Here is a 16,123-nt window from a genome sequence, read left to right on the forward strand (position 1 = left end):
CCCGTCGCGCCCGCCGGTCAACGCGGACGCGACTTACGATCGAGCACGCATGAGCCGTTCCGCTTCTACGCGCCTGCAAGCGCCCTGGTTGCTGATAGCGCCGAGCCTGATACTGGCGCTCTTCATCATCAGCTATCCGATCTTCAACATCGTGTGGCAATCGCTGCACGAGGTCTCGCGCTTCGGCGCAATTCGCGATTTCACCGGTCTGCAGAATTTCTATACGATCTTCGGCGACCCCGCGTTTCTCGCCGCCGCCAAACGCACCCTTGTCTGGACCGTGTGCGTGGTCGGCGGCACGGTGCTGATTTCGGTGCCGGTAGCGCTGGTGCTGAATCAGGATTTTTATGGACGCGGCGTGGCGCGCACGATCGTGATGCTGCCGTGGTCCGTCTCGCTGACCATGACCGCCGTAGTCTGGCGCTGGGCCTTCAATGACGACTACGGCATGGTCAACGTCACGCTGCAGAGGCTGGGGTTGATCAGCGGTCCGATCCATTGGCTGGCCACACCGGAGCTCGCGTTTCCGGTCGAAATCGCGGTCGGCATTCTGGTCTCGATCCCATTCACGGTGACGATTCTGCTCGGCGGATTGTCGTCGGTGCCCGGCGATATTTACGAAGCCGCGCGCATGGACGGCGCAAGCGCCTGGCAGCAGTTTCGCAAGCTCACCATGCCGCTGTTGCGGCCGTTCATCAACATGACGATCCTGTTGAACGTGATCTACGTGTTCAACTCGTTTCCGATCATCTGGGTAATGACACAGGGCGGGCCCGATAACAGCACGCACATTCTCGTGACCTATCTCTATGAGCTTGGCTTCCGGCTCGGACGCCCCGGCGAAGCGGCAGCGGTGTCGCTGATCATGCTCGTCATGCTGTTCGTGTTTTCGATCGCCTATCTGCGCCTGCAGCCCGCGAAAGAAGGAGATCCGTCATGAGTCTGAGCGTCAAGATGAAGCGTTCGCTGTGGTGCTGGCTCGCGCTGTCGCCGTTGGTTGTCGTGGTGCTGTTTCCGTTTGCCATCATGCTATTCACGGCATTGAAACCGGCTTCCGAGATCTTTGTCTATCCGGCGCGGTGGCTGCCGGTGCATTGGCAGTGGAGTAATTTCTCCGACATGTGGGTGGCCGCCAATTTCGGCGTGGCGCTGCGCAACAGCACGGTGATCAGCTTGCTCTCGACCGCCCTCGCGCTGGCCGTCAGTCTGCCGGCGGCTTATGCATTGGCCAGGTTTCCGTTTCGTGGCCGCGGGTTCTATCGCCAGTTTCTGCTCGTCACGCAGATGCTCTCGCCTATCCTGCTCGTAGTCGGCCTGTTCCGCCTCGCCGCGATGATTCCCTATGGCGACGGAAACCTGGTCGACTCAAGGATCGGCGTGATCGTTTCTTACGCAGCGTTCAATATCGCGTTCGCCGTGTGGATGCTGTCTTCGTATTTTCAGACGGTGCCGCGAGATCTGGAAGAGTCGGCGTGGCTCGAAGGATGTGGACGGACCAAGGCGGTCTTCAAGGTGTTCCTGCCGCTCGCGGTGCCTGCGATCGTCGTCACCGCGATCTTCACGTTCATCAACGCGTGGAACGAATTCGCGGTCGTTTATACGTTGATCCGTTCACCGGAAAACAAGACGTTGACCGTGCAGGTAACCGACATGGTCGCCGGAAAGTACGTCGTGGAGTGGCATCTGGTGATGGCCGCCACGCTCTGCGCGACGCTGCCGGTCTCGGTTGTGTTCGCGTGGCTGCAGCGGTATCTGGTGAAGGGGCTCGCGCTGGGAGCGGTCAAGTAGCGTTCGGGGGCCAGCGCGACAGATGGCGGGCTGCCATCCGCACTCACCATGCCGCGTGCCGCCCGGGAGGGTGCGACTCTGGCAAACAGGTCACGCTCGCCCCTCCTTCGTATTACTCGGTGCCGCGCACAATCCGCAGATCGCGCTCGACGCCGTCACCCAACGCTTCCAGCGCTTTCTTGTAGGGTTCGCTATCGTACGCCGCGACGGCCGCTTCGTAGGTCGGAAACTCGATCACGACCGTACGCTCCTTCAAACCTTGCTCACGCGCCTCGTCCGCCACGCCACGCACGACGAACTTGCCGCCGGCGGCCGCCACGGCGGGCGCGGCGAGCTGCGCATACGCGGCCAGTTTGGCCGCGTCTTTGGTGGCGCGATATGACGTCACCCAATATCCCTTGCTCATTTGAAACTCCTTTCAATGTTGGAAAAGCAGCCGTTGCCGCAGACGACGGATTATGACGCTTGCCGGCATCCCTGTTGCTCGCGAAGTCGATCATTCTCACCGCAGTGGTGAATTGTAAGTCCCCGGCTCGCACTCCGTCACGAGCGCGGTCCTGCAAATACCGGCAATTCGGGTTACGCTGTTCGCGGCTGCCGAGCTGGCACCGGGTCGGCCATGCAACAGATCATCCCCATCAGGAACACAGCAATGACACAAGCGCTCACGATTGATTTTGTCTCCGATATCGCCTGCCCGTGGTGCGCGATCGGCCTTTCCTCGCTCCAACGCGCGCTAGCGAATCTCGGCGACGCGGTCGACGCCCGGATCGTCGTGCATCCGTTCGAGTTGAATCCGGAGATGGGGCCGGACGGCGAGACGATTGTGGACTATCTCGGCAAAAAATATGGGCGCACGCCGGAGCAGATCGCCGAAACGCAAGCGGCGATTCGCGAGCGTGGCGCGAGCGCAGGTTTTACTTTTGGCCCGCGCACGCATGTTTACAACACCTTCGACGCGCACCGTCTGTTGCATTGGGCCGGCCTCAAGGGCGAGCAGTTGCCGCTCAAGCTCGCGCTGCTGCAGGCCTATCACTCCAACGGCAAGGATACGAGCGACCACGAAGTCCTGATCGAAGCGGCCCAATCCGTCGGACTCGACGCCACGGAGGCTCGCGACGTGTTGCGAAACGGCACGTACGCTGCCGAGGTTCGGGCGGAGGAGCGCAAAAACGAGGCGATGGGCATCCAGTCGGTGCCGGCCATTATCTTCAACCGTCGCTACCTGGTGAGCGGCGGACAACCCGTGGAAACTTTCGAGCAAGCCATCCAGCAGATTCTGGCCGAAGCGAAGAACGACGATTCACACGGCACGTAAGGGCACGTAACACTGAACGTTGCTCATGCAACGGCCACGCCGCGCGCGTGGCGGGAGACGGGACGACTGCGCTTTGAAGTCGGACTGCTCCGTCCGACTGAGGCAAGGTGCGCGCGCTTGCACGATAGCGTATGCCCGGCAGATGCCAGGCATACGCGTCTATACATCACTCAACGCCACAAAACTTAGAACGCGTGACGCATACCCACGGTGACCGCCACTTGCGTGTTGGTCGCCGACGGCGACAACGTGTTGATCATGGCATGCGAGAGCACGGAGTCCGCCGGCGCGCCGTGCACGTTCTGATAGACGCCTTCCAGATAGAAGTCCGTGCGCTTGCTGATCGCGTAATCGGTCTGCAGCATGGCCGTGTTCCATCCCGGCGCCGAACCGTTATACGCGCCGTGCGTATACGTGTACGCACCCGATACGGTTACCGCCGACGTGAGCGCGTACTTGGCGTTCACTTCGTAGTTGTCGAGGCGCAGGGAACCGTTCAGCGATCCGGCAGAGGTGTCGCCCGCGCCAAGGTAGCTGCCGGTGCCGAAGGAGAACACACCCGATGCGTTGTCGATCTGAGAATGGCTCCAGACCAGCCCGACGGTAGCGGGCCCGAACGTGTAGTTTCCACCCAGCGACCAGATACGCTGGCGTTGCGCGAGGAAGTTCGCGCTCGCATCGCCCGACGTCACCGCGCCGCTGCCGTTACCCGCGTTGTTCAGTTGCAGGTAGCCCGCAGCGAGATTGAGCGGACCTTGTGCATAGGAAATGCCGAATCCATATGAGCGGTTATTGCCGAAGTCGCCCGCCTTGTTGCTGAACGAATACATCGTTTCGAACGTGACGCCGCGGTAGGTCGGGCTTGCGTACTTGACCGAATTGTTGATCACGACGGAATTCGCAGCGAGGTTGTCGTTTTCGAACGGATGCGCGGCCATGCTGCCGCCCCACGTATTGAACTCCGCCGTGAGCGGTCCGACGAGGTCGTTCATCACGTCGAACTGGCGGCCGAACGTCAAGGTGCCGTAAGGATCGCTTTGCAGACCGACCCACGCCTGAGAGCCGAAGCCATCGCCGGAGAATGCCTGGGCGCCGTTGTTCAGCAGGAAGCCTTGCTCGAGCTTGAAGATCGCGTGCAAGCCGCCGCCCAGGTCCTCCGAGCCTTTGAGGCCGAAGACCGTGTTCTGCGTCGAACTGCTCACTTCCTGCCAATTACTGTGTCCAAGCTGATTGTTCGTGTAGACCAATCCAGCATCGATGAGGCCATAGAGGGTCACGCTGCTTTGCGCATGCGCCTGCATCGTCAATGCGCCGAAGAGCGCGACCGCGAGTAAAGACTTTTTCATACTTGTTGGCTCCGTGATCGTGATCAAGCAGTAATTGAGGGTGTCAATTGCTCTTTCCGCCAGCGCCATGACCGTGCATGCAATACGTTTTTTGCAACCGTTGTTGCGCAAACTGCGAGAAGCATAAGGTGTTGTTTGATGTTTATTGCGCGCAACGCTATTTCAATGGCTTCGCCATCGTGCGCGCTGTTTTATTGCATGGCTTTTCAGATCGCTCAGTGAGCGCGTACCAGCCGGTGCGGCGAGAAAACGAGCAGCCCAATCATAGGACGATGAAAATAAACGAGGCGTCAAAAAAATAAACGGCGTGGCGTCAAAAGAACAACGGGGCACGAAGCTTAACGTTTTCCGGCGCGAGCGGGGAGGCGGTGTGGCAGGATTTAGACAGAGAAGAGGCTGGCGAAACCGGTTTTATTATTGATTCGAAATGGATTGGAAAGCCTTGTGTAACGGGGGATCCTCCACGGACGAATCGGCATTGGTATCGGCACGCCGAAAAACCGGGGCACGCGCATAGGCGCTTTTCCCCTCATGCCGCAAACAGAACAGGCCGATTCAAGCGCTGACTCCACCGCACCGAGGTGATGCTCCAGTTAGAGCGCCTGCCTCGCAGGCATCGGCCTTATGGCTTTTTGAAAGCGCTATACAGCGTCTTTGCGAGCGCGCTCAACTCGCCGCCACCCTCGCGAAGCGCAGCGATCCGCGCACCGCGCTCCAATGTCCGCTCGACTCCGTGGCTCCGATCTCGCGCCACGGCTTCTAAAACGGCCTGCGGCAGCGCGGCCAGATGATCGATCACCTCGAAATCACCTAAACCGGTCAGCATCGGATTATCCGACCCGCTGAGCATGGACCGTGCGTCAGCCTTGAACAGCACAAGCGGCTTGCCCGCGTGCCACGCCAGCGACGCCTCGACCACCGTGCCCTCATCGGCAACGCGGCCGTTGAGATTGGCAACGACTGCGTCGCAGCGCCTGAGCAACTGATACGTATCGAGACTGAAGATTGCGCGCTCGAGCATGTGCGCCGCTTCTTCGACCGAGGCGCCGAGCTTCTCGAGTTCCGGCTTGAGCTTCGCGAACTCCAGACCGTCGCGATGCGGAAGAAATGTCGTCAAACCCGCGGCCTCCAGCGCGGCTGCAATCGAATCCATCTCCGATCGCTCGGCTGCGTTGAAGAGCGGCCCTGCGCAATACACTCGTAGCATCATTCTGCGTCCCGTGAGGATGGTGGAAGTCGTGAAGCATTCCCGCAGCGGGAGAGCCGGCAATCGGGCTGCGAGGAGCCTTTACGATATCGGCGCGCGAACGAATGTCAATGCAGGGCGTCGGACAGGTGTCGCCCGAAGCGATCCGCGCGCGGGCAAGCAGATGATCTGCGAGCCCACCCGCCCTTCACGCGGCATTCAGTCGTCGTGCCGATGCTTGTGATGATGCTTGCGCGACCGATAGCCTCCTCGGGAATAGTCGTCCGCGTACGAATTGGAGCGCGAGATGTTGCCGCCGAGCGCCGATCCCGCGCCGCCACCCAACGCGGCGCCGACGAGGCCGCCGCCGCGCCCGCCCATCGCATTGCCTGCCGCGGTGCCCGCACCGCCGCCAAGCGCGCCGCCGATGATGGCGCCCGTGCGCTCCCTGCGGTTCGACGTGACCGCGCCACCCGCGCCGCCGCCCACTGCTCCACCCAGCACGGCGCCCGTGCTGCCGCCTAACGCGCCACCCACTGCCGCCCCCGCGACACCGCCGAGCGCGCCGCCAAGCGCGTTATTCATATCGCCGGCCAGCGCCGACAACGATGCCGAAGCGGTGAGCACCGCAACGGCAATAACCTGGAGGATTCTCTTCGACATAACAAGTCCTTTCATTGTTTGGGACGGCGCCGAGTATAAACGCACTTCTGAAAGGCGTTTGTAACCACGTCGCTTCGCACCCGTAAGACGTGTAACAAAATAATCCGGGAGAAGTCGAGGGGGCGCGTTTCGTGGGGCCGAACGAGGCAATGCCGACGCGCACGGTGTTGGGCACACGGGTTTGAATGGCCTCGGACTGAACACGAAAAGAAGGTCGCCGGCTACTTTGCCGGCGATCTTATGGATAGCGAATCATTCAGTCTGGCGTGGCCGCGCGACGGGCGGCCCATCGTGGACCGCCGGCCCGCCAACCGCGTGTTCAAAACTTATCTGCGCCGCGTCTTCTTCAGTTCGATGGTCTCGAACAATTCGTAGTTCTGGGTCGGTGTCTGATCCGCGCCGGGCGCGTGATAGTAGTTCATCGTAATCGTGGTCTCGCCACCGGGATGTCCGGGATCATGATCGAACACCGCAATGCCGTAACCGGTGCCGGTGTCGCGTTGTGCCGACCAGATCGCATCCTCCACGGCGTCCGCGCCCGCGCGCACGAATGTCCCGGCCGTCGCCCCTGCCACCGGGCGGTTGGGCCGCGTGAAGATGCGCGCTTGCGGCAGCCCCGTGCCGGCATCCACGCCATACACATCCAGCGGCGCGCTCGTGCCGCCGCCGCCGAGGATCAGGTGAATCGTGCCGTGGCTCGTATCGAACGTCGACGCGCCCGAAGACACGGCGGACATCACCGGCTTCGGCTGCAACGTATCCACTGGCTGGCCCGTCGCGATGTCGGTGCCCCTGTTGTGATTGCAGCCACGCACAGGGAAACTCCGCTCATAGTCGTGATCGTGGCCGCACAGCACCAGGTCGACGCCGTAGCGGTCGAACAGCGGCAGCCAGGCTTCGCGAATGCCTTTGTCGGAACCGTTGCCGGTCTTCGATGAACTCAGCGCATCCTGATGCATCTGGACGACGATCCAGTCGACCTCGTCGTCTTCGGCCGCGCGGCGCAACGTCCTCTCGAGCCATCGCGTCTGCTCGCCGGCGCTATATCCGCGCACATAGAGCGACGTGCCGGGTTGAATGGGCGGATTGCCGGTGCGGGCAACCGGCACCAAAGGATCCGGGCCGGCGACGAAGGCGGCCGCGTCCTGATACACGACATCGTCCGCATCGAGCGAAATGAAGAGTACGGAGCTCACGCGAAAGCTGTACCAGCGGCCCTGAAAGCGCGTGTGATTGTCCGGCAGCGTATAGCGCGAAAGATACGAGGCAAGGCCTTGCTCACCGTTATTGAACTCGAGTTCGTGGTTGCCCGGACACGGCATCCACGGCCGGTTCGAGGCCGATGTCTGGCAGTTGTTGCCAAAATCACGCCACACTTCCGGCTGGTGCGCCGGATTCAGGTTGGCATAGCACAGGTCGCCATTGAGCAGGTGGAACAGCGGTTGAAACCGCTCGACCGCCTGCACCGCGAAGCGGCTTTGCGGCGACGACAACACCCAGCCGGTATTCGGCGTCGCGAGATCGCCATAGCTCGTCCAGCGGAATGGCGCGCGTCCGCGCGGCGCAGTGCGAAAGCTTGCCGTGAATGGCTGAGCCGCATTGCTGTCGTTGTCCGCGCTCACGTGGTATTCGTAGCTCGTATCGGGCTTCAGATCCCGCAAACGTGCGTGATATGTGAATACGACCTCGCCGTTCAGGCCGTCCGTATAGGTGGCCTGGACGCCATGCACCGCATGTTTGGCCGCACCCGCGCCGCCCACGCGTACTTGCGGGTTCACCGCGGGCGCCAGCGACGCCCACGAGACAGTCACCTCGCTGGTCGGATCGTTGCCCCAGGTCAGATGGACCTGCTCGGGTGTGCCGTCAGGTGCGCTGTTCGCCGCGCGCGTCGCGGATGAAAGCGTGCCTGCCGCCGTGGCGAGACTGGATGCGCCGGCCAACTTCAGGAAGCCACGGCGCGAGACGATGGAAGCACCGTGATCGGTCGGTGATGCCTTGGGGATTTTGCTGTTCGACATGTCTGGTGTTGTTGTACGGAGGTGGAAGGACGCCGGCGCATGAGCCTGACGACAACCATCCTAGGCGCCAGGTTATGACACCCGGATGAAACCGCTCAAAGCAGACAATCTCATCCGTCCACTCCGCATTGCAATTCAGACGATCGACGGTTTGGCAAACCGATAGATATTTTATTATTAAGAACGCAAAGGGCGCCTATTAAGATTATTCATCCACAGGTCATCCTTTAGTGCGGGGCAATGGAATAACCAACAGGGCTGGCGATAATTGCCGAATGGGCGCATGCGGCAATCTTTTCCCGCGAGCGAATAAACGAAATGGCAATGAACTGACACCGCGCAGAACCGGCGCAGATTTCATATTTGGCAAGCGCAACGGCTAGCGTCCCGGCGGTTGCGGATTATTCGCGGGATTGGTGTCGAATCTGGAGATGCGCTGTATTCCCTCCTGGCTGACCAGTTCCGATAGTTGGCTCTCCATGAGATCCGTGACCTCCTTGCCGTAAACCTCGCCGCCGTTCACGTAGACGGTAAACGAGCGCAAGTACCTGGCTTTCTTCTCCGCGTTCTCGATCGTCTCGCGGGTCCACTGATAGAGCGGATAATTTTCCGTGCCCTGCCGTTCCGCTTCGCGCACATAGTCGGCGAATGCGTCGAACTGACATTTCAGCGTTGCGTCGTGTCTGCGCAGCACCTCATGAAGCGCGCTATGCGAAGCACCCGCCGGATCAGCACGCAAAGCGTCGGCCAGTTCCGGCGAAACGGTAAGACGCAGCTGGAATTGCAGAGTGGGCTCCATATCGGCCTCGGTGTCGGAATTGACGGACGCTCATTCCTTCGCGGAATGCGCTGCGGTTTTTTCTTCGATCCGCGCGATCTCGTGCCCCTGCACTGGCTTGCCAAGCAGAAAACCCTGAGCATGCGTGCATCCGCACAAGCGCACGAAATCCAGCTGTTCTTGCGTCTCGATGCCCTCCGCCGTGGTCGGCATACCGATTTCGCGCGCCAATGCCACGATCCCACGCACCACCGCAGCCGACTCCCGGCGATGCACGGACTCCTTGACGAAAGAACTATCGATTTTGAGCTTGTCGAACGAAAAACGCACGAGGGTCGACATGGTCGAAAAGCCGGTGCCGAAATCGTCGAGCGCGAGACCGATGCCCATGGCTTGCAGCCTCGCGATGTTGCGCCGGGTGACGACATCGTCGTTCAACAGCACCGTTTCCGTGACCTCGATATTCAGCCGCTGCGGCGCAAGCCTGGTCTTGCGCAGAATCCCCGCGACGGTCGAGGCAAACGACTCCTCGCGCAATTGCACGGGCGACACATTGACGGCGACCGTAACCTTGTCTTGCCAGGTCACCGCTTCCTTGCACGATTGCAGCAATGCCCATTGACCCAAGGCCAGAATGAGGCCGGTACGTTCGGCGGTGGGGATGAATGATGACGGCGCAAGCTCGCCCCGGGTCGGGTGGGTCCAGCGTATCAGCGCCTCGCGGCCGCAGACCGCGCCGCTGCTGAGATCGACGATAGGCTGATATTCCATGCGCAAGCCGCTGAACGAATGCAGCGCGCCCTCCAGATCGCTGCGCAGAAGGCTCAGGCTTTCATCCGACGCGTGCCTCGCGGCATCGAAAATGGCGAACGCGCTCTTGCCGCTGCGTTTCACCGCATATAACGCACGATCGGCGCAAATCAGCAATTGCGGGCCGGTTCTCGCGTGTTCGGGATAGAGCGAAACCCCGACGCTCGCGCCGATATGCACGAGCGCCTCGCGCAGCGCGAACGGGCGCGCCAGGGTCTTCACAATGCGGTCGGCCAGGATCCGGACGTCGCGGGCCTGGCCGCCACCATCGGAAAACGCCACGAACTCATCGCCGGCCAGGCGTCCTACGAGATCGCAGCTCGGCAAGATTTCGCGCAACCGGATTGCGGCTTCCTGAAGGATTTGATCGCCGGCGGCATGGCCGAGACTGTCGTTGATAGCCTTGAATCCGTCCAGATCGATCAGTAGAACAGCGAACGATTCGTCTTTGCGTAACGCGCCCTTCTCCGTGCGTTCCAGCAGAAGCTCGCTGATACGCGTGCGATTAGGCAGGCCCGTGAGGCTGTCGTGATGGGCGAGCCGATGGCTGTTTTCCCGCGCGAGAAGCAGCGCAACCGTGTCGCGATTGCTGCGCACAGCAACCGTGAAAAAACCGGCCGCGCAAAAGGGCGCCTGAAACAGCAACACCAGTTTGCCGGACCCCGGAGAGAGCGCCGCGCCGAGCGCGAGGGGCACGAGAATAAAGGTGATCTGCAGCATGACGAGCCGGGGCGTGCCGGCATTGCGTCCCGCCAATCCGCCGATAACGCCCACGGCGCAAACGTTGCCGAGCAGAAAAAGTGTTTGATCGCCGCTGATGTTGCAGAGCAATGCGCCGAAACCGAATAGCAGGCTCCAGAGCAGGCTCGCGAACAGAAACGCGGAGGTTGGAGTGGGCTGGCTGCTGGCGCTGCGCGAGCAGTTCAGCCAGATCAACGCGAGCCGTGCCATTAGCAGCGCGACAACGGCGGCGCCCCAGCTTGCGTAAAGAGGTTGGGGATGGAGATAGTACGCGGTCGCGCAGACGCTGATTTCGCAAACCGACGCAAACACGATCGACGAGGTGCGCGTGAACAGATTCGCAAGCAATATCTGCCGGTTGTCCGCGCTCAGGCCTTCAGAGGATGAGACGACCCACTTGAAAAATGGAGACCTTGGTTCGCTGAAAGCCATGACCTGCGCATTTTTATGGTTGGTGGACCGAAAACGGGTTGTTTTGCAATTCTTGATTTGCAATTATTACGCAAGCATAAAGTAGCAGGTTTATTCGACTGAGGAAATGCCCCCGGTCACGGGCAAGGAGAAAAATTTACGGATCGGCGCGGTTGATTGCCTGCGATTTACCGCGCTCCACGCGGCTTGCGCTTCACCCTTGCGTGTTCACGATGCGCGGCGGCGTACTCGCGCATCATGTCGATGAGCGCCCGTAACCCGGCAGGCGCATGACGACGGCCGGGATAGTACAAACACAGACCGTCCAGCGGCGGCGTCCAGTCCTCCAGCACGCGCACCAGTGTACCCGCCTCCAGATCCGCGGCGACATTCCATTCCGTCAGATACGTCACACCGAGACCGGCGCGCGCCGCTTCCAGCATCAAGCTCGGTTCGTCGAGCGTCAGCGCGCCTTTTCCGTCGATACGCATGGTTTCGCCGCGGCGCTCGAATTCCCATTGATACATCGCGCCGCTCGGCATGCGCGTGCGGATACAACGGTGCGCGAGCAGATCGGCAGGCGTGCGCGGCGCTTTGTGCTGCGCGAAATAAGCGGGACTGCCGACGACAGCGAAGCGTTGCCTGTCGCCGAACGGCACCGCAATCATGTCCTGCGGCACCGTTTCGGCCAGACGGATCCCTGCGTCGAAACCTTCCACGACGATGTCGATCAGTCTGCCCTCGGTCACGAGATCGATCTTCATCTCGGGGTACCGCTGCAAGAATGCGATGAAGACCGGCATGGCCTGCCTCGCCGCGCCCACCGACGCATTGATGCGCAACGTGCCCGATAGCGTGTCGCGAAAGCTGCCGGCCTGTTCGATCGCGACGCGGATCGTCGATAGCGCGGGCGCGACGCTGTCGACGAACTGCGCGCCCGCCTCCGAAAGCGCCACGCTGCGGGTCGTACGATTGAAGAGCCGCACGCCGATGCGCGCTTCGAGCGCCGCAACCGCGTGACTGAGCGCCGACGTCGACACGCCCAGCTCAGTCGCGGCCGCCCGGAAGCTACGATGCCGCGCCACAGCCAGTACGGCCTCCAGTTCGCCCAAACCCGATGTTTTCATTGTCCTGAATTGCTCAATATGACGTGCACGATTGTACGGCTAGTCAACTCAATGGCATCGGTCTATCGTGATTCGTTCGGAGCCTTCCTCGGAGCAATCATGCGGATCATCGACCAGATTTATATCGACGGCGCGTTCGTCACGCCGCACGGCAGCGACATGTTCGACCTCTTCAATCCGGCGACGGAGCAGGTGATCGGCCGCGTCCGCCTTGCAAACGCACAGGACGCGCGCGATGCCATCGCCGCCGCGAAACGCGCGTTTCCCGCCTTCTCACGCACCAGCAAGCGTGAACGCATCGACATGCTGAAGCGGATGCATGAAGCCGTCGTGGCAAAAGAAAACGAGCTTTACGAAGCGATCACCGACGAATACGGCGCACCGGTGTCGCGCGGCCGCTGGATGGCGCGGCACGCGAGCAGCGTGTTGCTCGAAGCGGCGAAGGTATTGCAGGACTATGCATTCACGCGCCGCGCGGGCAGCGCCGAGGTCGTGATGCAACCGTTGGGCGTCGCCGGTTTGATCACCCCGTGGAATAGCGACGCGGGCTTCATTTGCGGCAAGCTCGCCGCCGCTCTGGCCGCCGGCTGCACGGCCGTCGTCAAGCCGAGCGAGATGAGCGCGATCCAGACGCGCATCGTGACCGAGGCATTGCATGACGCGGGCTTGCCCGCGGGCGTGTTCAACATCGTGACAGGGCGCGGGGACACCACAGGCGCGGAAATCAGCTCGCATCCCGACGTGGCCAAGCTGTCGTTCACCGGATCGACAGCTGTCGGCAAGACGATTCTGCGCGCGGCGTCCGACACATTGAAGCGGGTGACGCTCGAACTCGGCGGCAAGTCGCCCGTGATCGTGCTCGACGACGCGAACTTCGATGAAGCCGTGCCGCTCGCGATTCAGGCCGGCTTCATCAATAGCGGGCAGGCATGTATCGCGGGCACTCGCATTCTGGTGCCGCTGCGACGGCTGCCGGAGTTCGAAGCGCGCGTGCAGGAAGAGGTCGCGCGCACCCGCGCCGGCGCTCCGCGCGATCCGAAAACCACCGTTGGCCCGATGGTCAGCCAGAAGCAGTGGGAGCGCGTGCAGCGCTATATCCGCATCGGCATCGACGAAGGCGCGCGTCTGATTGCCGGCGGCCCGGGACGTCCGGAAGGCATGGACGCCGGTTGGTTCGTGCGCCCGACCGTGTTCAGCGACGTCACGAACGACATGACGATTGCGCGTGAGGAAATTTTCGGCCCCGTGCTGTCGATCATCGGCTATCGTGACACCGAAGAAGCCATCGCGATTGCCAACGATACGAGCTATGGCTTGCAGGCTTATGTGTTGTCGGGTGACAACGAGCGGGCGCATGAGGTTGCGTCGAGAATCGAAGCGGGGCGCGTACTCGTCAACACGCTGGCTCATGAGCCGGCCGCGCCGTTCGGCGGCTTCAAGCAATCCGGCATCGGGCGCGAATACGGTACGTTCGGGCTGGAAGCGTTTCTGGAGCCAAAGTCCGTGCTTGGCGTTCTCTGACGCGCAGCGTGCGGAAAAACGCCGGCTCGCATTGGTTTCCAAACGCACACGGTATCTTGCGCGACATTCTGGACGAGTCGAGTATCGCGGTACGATGCCGTATAGTGGATGCACCGCTGATCTCCAGCGGACTGCCCGCACTTTGGCGCGATGGGGGACCACAAAATGACAGTCGCAAGTACATCGATGAACGGCTCTCACGAACCCGTGCCGGAATCGCTGCAGACCTTGGTCGAGTATCTCGAACTTTCGCTCGACAAGGCGGCGAGCGTGGTCATGACACGCCATACCACCGACGCCTGCACGGTCTACCTGGGCGACCCGGCCGGCCTGCTCGACGAAATGAAGAAGGTCGGCACGATCTCCATTCCGCTCGCCAATGACATGCTGGAGCTGACCCGCTCGGGCGTCAACGAGATGGAAATCGGCGGGCAAGCCTACCGCTTCGTGCGCACTTTCACGCAAGTCGAGAACGCCGCAGCGGTTGTTTTCTCCGCGGCTTAGACGCTAGCGCGCGACGGCGGTCTCGCGTGCGTGAGCCACATGTGGTTCGCCTATGGGCCACGTATGGGCCACGCGTTTGGGCCGTCCGCGCGCCCTGAGCGCGGCTGTCGGGAAAGCGACCGTGGCGCCGGTCAACGATGCTATCCGGTGCGCCGTTGACGGCACGGCGATCCGCCGCGTTATACTCTCCTCATGGATACGAAGCCGATCACGCTGAATTGTTGGTGGCGCGCCTGATTTAGGCGGCCCCGTTTCCACTCGTCCATCGAAACGTGATGCCGCCAGTCCTGGCGGCATTTTCGTTTCTGCGCGCTGACGGCTGGTGGTATCGACAAACGCAGAACCCAGACCATGACAGACGCAAACCAGACCACGAAACAACCCATTATCCTCACCGGCGACCGAACCACCGGCCCGCTTCATCTCGGCCACTACATCGGCTCGCTGCGCTCGCGCGTGCAGCTTCAGCACGAAGCGCAGCAATTCCTCCTGCTTGCCGATGCGCAGGCCATGACCGATAACGTGGGCCGCCACCAGAAAGTCACTGAAAACGTTATCGAGGTGGCGCTCGACTATCTGGCGGTCGGCATCGACCCGGCCAAGTCGACCATCTTCATCCAGTCGCAGGTGCCGGAACTGGCGGAACTGTCGCAGTATCTGCTGAATCTTGTGACGGTCGCGCGCCTCGAACGCAACCCGACCATCAAGGCGGAAATCGTGCTGCGCGGTTTCGAGCGCGACATCCCCGCCGGCTTTCTGACCTACCCGGTCAGCCAGGCTGCGGACATCACGGCGTTCAAGGCAACGCGCGTGCCGGTCGGCGACGACCAGTTGCCGATGATCGAACAAACCAATGAACTGGTGCGCCGCTTCAATAACACGGTCGACAAACAGGTGCTGGTGGAATGCGAAGCGGTGCTCTCGCACGTGGCGCGGCTGCCGGGCATAGACGGCAAAGCCAAGATGAGCAAGTCGCTGGGTAACGCCATTACGCTGGGCGCGACTCCGGACGAGATCACCAAGGCCGTGAACAACATGTACACGGACCCCAACCATCTGCGCGTCAGCGATCCGGGCCAGGTCGAAGGCAACGTTGTGTTCGCGTTCCTCGACGCGTTCGAGCCCGACGTACCGAAGGTCGACGAACTCAAGGCACACTACCGCCGCGGCGGCCTTGGCGACAGCGTGGTCAAGCGCGCGCTCAACGAACGGCTGCAATCGATGCTCGCCCCCATTCGCGAGCGCCGCCGCGAATTCGAGACCGACCGCGCCGAGGTGCTGAACATCCTGCGCCGCGGGACCTTGCGCGCGCGGGAAGTGGCGGGCGCGACGGTGTCGGAGGTGAAGGGCGCGCTCGGCCTGAATTATTTCCAGAACTGAGCGCCGCGCGGCGGCGGGACGCCCCATGGTCAGGGGCTCCGCCTTGCCGCCCTAAGGTTTGCCTTTCAGGGTGAACGGAGCCAGCAGAGACTGGACATCGATCTGCTGCCCTTGAAGCAGAAGCAGCCTCGCGTGAAGCACCGTGTTTTCGAGGACAAGCTTGGCGGTGCTGAGCAGGTACAGCGCGTGAATGTCGGACACCGACAGGTTGCCGGCTTCGACCTGGTGGTGGCGCTCGACGAGCGAGGTCATGACAAGACGCCTGAGTTCCTGCTCTCCGAAAGGCAGGTCGGCGTAGTCGATCGGGTCGTCGGCCTCGACTTCTCTCAGCATGTCAACAAGCGCTTCCGTGCTCACTTCCATGTTTCGGCTCCCACGTTGTCCCAACGCTCTCAGACTAACGGGTCTATTTGCGCGAGTCCAGCGCGACGAGCGATGTTATGCGATCCACGCAACGCCGGGCATAGACGATATTCGTTAGCCATGACGAGGCTCGATCCGAATCGACGCGACAACGAGTGGGCAAAGCCAG

Annotated in this window: 15 protein-coding genes; 6 read left to right on the forward strand and 9 right to left on the reverse strand. The window is 61.7% G+C overall.

Annotated elements, in window-relative coordinates; all coding sequences use genetic code 11:
- Positions 1–49: 49 nt before the first annotated feature.
- Positions 50–940, forward strand: a complete 891-nt coding sequence (locus CJU94_RS27390; protein ID WP_091806086.1) for a carbohydrate ABC transporter permease — start codon at positions 50–52, stop codon at positions 938–940.
- Positions 937–1,788, forward strand: coding sequence for a carbohydrate ABC transporter permease (locus tag CJU94_RS27395; protein ID WP_095421753.1), 852 nt, complete (start codon positions 937–939; stop codon positions 1,786–1,788). Before CJU94_RS27390 ends, CJU94_RS27395 begins: the two co-directional genes overlap by 4 nt.
- Before the next feature lie 112 nt (positions 1,789–1,900).
- On the opposite strand, the gene CJU94_RS27400 is transcribed toward CJU94_RS27395, so the two are convergent.
- Positions 1,901–2,194 carry a DUF1330 domain-containing protein gene (locus CJU94_RS27400; RefSeq protein WP_095421754.1) on the reverse strand — a complete coding sequence of 98 codons (294 nt, stop codon included), beginning with the start codon at positions 2,192–2,194 and terminating at the stop codon, positions 1,901–1,903.
- Positions 2,195–2,440: 246 nt separating this feature from the next.
- On the opposite strand from CJU94_RS27400, the gene CJU94_RS27405 reads away from it, so the two are divergent.
- Positions 2,441–3,106 (forward strand): DsbA family oxidoreductase, encoded by a 666-nt coding sequence (locus CJU94_RS27405; protein WP_095421755.1) that lies wholly within the window; start codon positions 2,441–2,443, stop codon positions 3,104–3,106.
- 185 nt (positions 3,107–3,291) lie between these two features.
- Here the strand turns inward: CJU94_RS27405 and CJU94_RS27410 are convergent, their stop codons facing one another.
- The 7 genes from CJU94_RS27410 to CJU94_RS27440 all read right to left on the reverse strand — a co-directional run bounded on the left by CJU94_RS27410 (position 3,292) and on the right by CJU94_RS27440 (position 12,186).
- Positions 3,292–4,452, reverse strand: a complete 1,161-nt coding sequence (locus CJU94_RS27410; protein WP_095421756.1) for a porin — start codon at positions 4,450–4,452, stop codon at positions 3,292–3,294.
- Between the two features lie 622 nt (positions 4,453–5,074).
- Complete coding sequence (locus tag CJU94_RS27415; RefSeq protein WP_244220992.1) at positions 5,075–5,605, reverse strand: nucleoside 2-deoxyribosyltransferase; 531 nt, start codon at positions 5,603–5,605, stop codon at positions 5,075–5,077.
- 252 nt (positions 5,606–5,857) lie between these two features.
- Positions 5,858–6,301: a hypothetical protein gene (locus tag CJU94_RS27420; RefSeq protein ID WP_095421757.1), complete on the reverse strand. Its 444-nt coding sequence runs from the start codon at positions 6,299–6,301 to the stop codon at positions 5,858–5,860.
- 326 nt (positions 6,302–6,627) lie between these two features.
- Complete coding sequence (locus CJU94_RS27425) at positions 6,628–8,319, reverse strand: purple acid phosphatase family protein (RefSeq protein ID WP_095421758.1); 1,692 nt, start codon at positions 8,317–8,319, stop codon at positions 6,628–6,630.
- Between the two features lie 379 nt (positions 8,320–8,698).
- Positions 8,699–9,118: a hypothetical protein gene (locus CJU94_RS27430; protein ID WP_095421759.1), complete on the reverse strand. Its 420-nt coding sequence runs from the start codon at positions 9,116–9,118 to the stop codon at positions 8,699–8,701.
- Between the two features lie 30 nt (positions 9,119–9,148).
- Positions 9,149–11,080, reverse strand: coding sequence for a putative bifunctional diguanylate cyclase/phosphodiesterase (locus tag CJU94_RS27435; RefSeq protein ID WP_095421760.1), 1,932 nt, complete (start codon positions 11,078–11,080; stop codon positions 9,149–9,151).
- A 167-nt stretch (positions 11,081–11,247) separates the two neighbouring features.
- Positions 11,248–12,186 (reverse strand): LysR family transcriptional regulator, encoded by a 939-nt coding sequence (locus CJU94_RS27440; protein WP_095421761.1) that lies wholly within the window; start codon positions 12,184–12,186, stop codon positions 11,248–11,250.
- A gap of 99 nt (positions 12,187–12,285) precedes the next feature.
- On the opposite strand from CJU94_RS27440, the gene CJU94_RS27445 reads away from it, so the two are divergent.
- From CJU94_RS27445 to trpS, 3 genes are all read left to right on the forward strand, one after another.
- Entirely contained in the window at positions 12,286–13,707 is a 1,422-nt protein-coding gene (locus tag CJU94_RS27445; protein ID WP_095422823.1) for an aldehyde dehydrogenase family protein, read from the forward strand.
- Between the two features lie 165 nt (positions 13,708–13,872).
- Positions 13,873–14,211, forward strand: a complete 339-nt coding sequence (locus tag CJU94_RS27450) for a hypothetical protein (protein WP_095421762.1) — start codon at positions 13,873–13,875, stop codon at positions 14,209–14,211.
- Positions 14,212–14,562: 351 nt separating this feature from the next.
- On the forward strand, positions 14,563–15,591 hold the full coding sequence (gene trpS, locus CJU94_RS27455) for a tryptophan--tRNA ligase (RefSeq protein ID WP_095421763.1): 1,029 nt from the start codon (positions 14,563–14,565) through the stop codon (positions 15,589–15,591).
- A 51-nt stretch (positions 15,592–15,642) separates the two neighbouring features.
- Here the strand turns inward: trpS and CJU94_RS27460 are convergent, their stop codons facing one another.
- Positions 15,643–15,954, reverse strand: coding sequence for a hypothetical protein (locus CJU94_RS27460; RefSeq protein ID WP_091806046.1), 312 nt, complete (start codon positions 15,952–15,954; stop codon positions 15,643–15,645).
- Positions 15,955–16,123: the final 169 nt, after the last annotated feature.

Origin of the sequence: Paraburkholderia aromaticivorans, from assembly GCF_002278075.1 — a bacterium.
Lineage (GTDB): Bacteria > Pseudomonadota > Gammaproteobacteria > Burkholderiales > Burkholderiaceae > Paraburkholderia > Paraburkholderia aromaticivorans.

Bases quoted from the DNA above. Each gene is read 5' to 3' on its own strand.
- CJU94_RS27390 (WP_091806086.1), top strand. From the start codon at position 50: ATGAGCCGTTCCGCTTCTACGCGCCTGCAAGCGCCCTGGTTGCTGATA.
- CJU94_RS27395 (WP_095421753.1), top strand. From the start codon at position 937: ATGAGTCTGAGCGTCAAGATGAAGCGTTCGCTGTGGTGCTGGCTCGCG.
- CJU94_RS27400 (WP_095421754.1), bottom strand. From the start codon at position 2,194: ATGAGCAAGGGATATTGGGTGACGTCATATCGCGCCACCAAAGACGCG.
- CJU94_RS27405 (WP_095421755.1), top strand. From the start codon at position 2,441: ATGACACAAGCGCTCACGATTGATTTTGTCTCCGATATCGCCTGCCCG.
- CJU94_RS27410 (WP_095421756.1), bottom strand. From the start codon at position 4,452: ATGAAAAAGTCTTTACTCGCGGTCGCGCTCTTCGGCGCATTGACGATG.
- CJU94_RS27415 (WP_244220992.1), bottom strand. From the start codon at position 5,605: ATGGATTCGATTGCAGCCGCGCTGGAGGCCGCGGGTTTGACGACATTT.
- CJU94_RS27420 (WP_095421757.1), bottom strand. From the start codon at position 6,301: ATGTCGAAGAGAATCCTCCAGGTTATTGCCGTTGCGGTGCTCACCGCT.
- CJU94_RS27425 (WP_095421758.1), bottom strand. From the start codon at position 8,319: ATGTCGAACAGCAAAATCCCCAAGGCATCACCGACCGATCACGGTGCT.
- CJU94_RS27430 (WP_095421759.1), bottom strand. From the start codon at position 9,118: ATGGAGCCCACTCTGCAATTCCAGCTGCGTCTTACCGTTTCGCCGGAA.
- CJU94_RS27435 (WP_095421760.1), bottom strand. From the start codon at position 11,080: ATGGCTTTCAGCGAACCAAGGTCTCCATTTTTCAAGTGGGTCGTCTCA.
- CJU94_RS27440 (WP_095421761.1), bottom strand. From the start codon at position 12,186: ATGAAAACATCGGGTTTGGGCGAACTGGAGGCCGTACTGGCTGTGGCG.
- CJU94_RS27445 (WP_095422823.1), top strand. From the start codon at position 12,286: ATGCGGATCATCGACCAGATTTATATCGACGGCGCGTTCGTCACGCCG.
- CJU94_RS27450 (WP_095421762.1), top strand. From the start codon at position 13,873: ATGACAGTCGCAAGTACATCGATGAACGGCTCTCACGAACCCGTGCCG.
- trpS (WP_095421763.1), top strand. From the start codon at position 14,563: ATGACAGACGCAAACCAGACCACGAAACAACCCATTATCCTCACCGGC.
- CJU94_RS27460 (WP_091806046.1), bottom strand. From the start codon at position 15,954: ATGGAAGTGAGCACGGAAGCGCTTGTTGACATGCTGAGAGAAGTCGAG.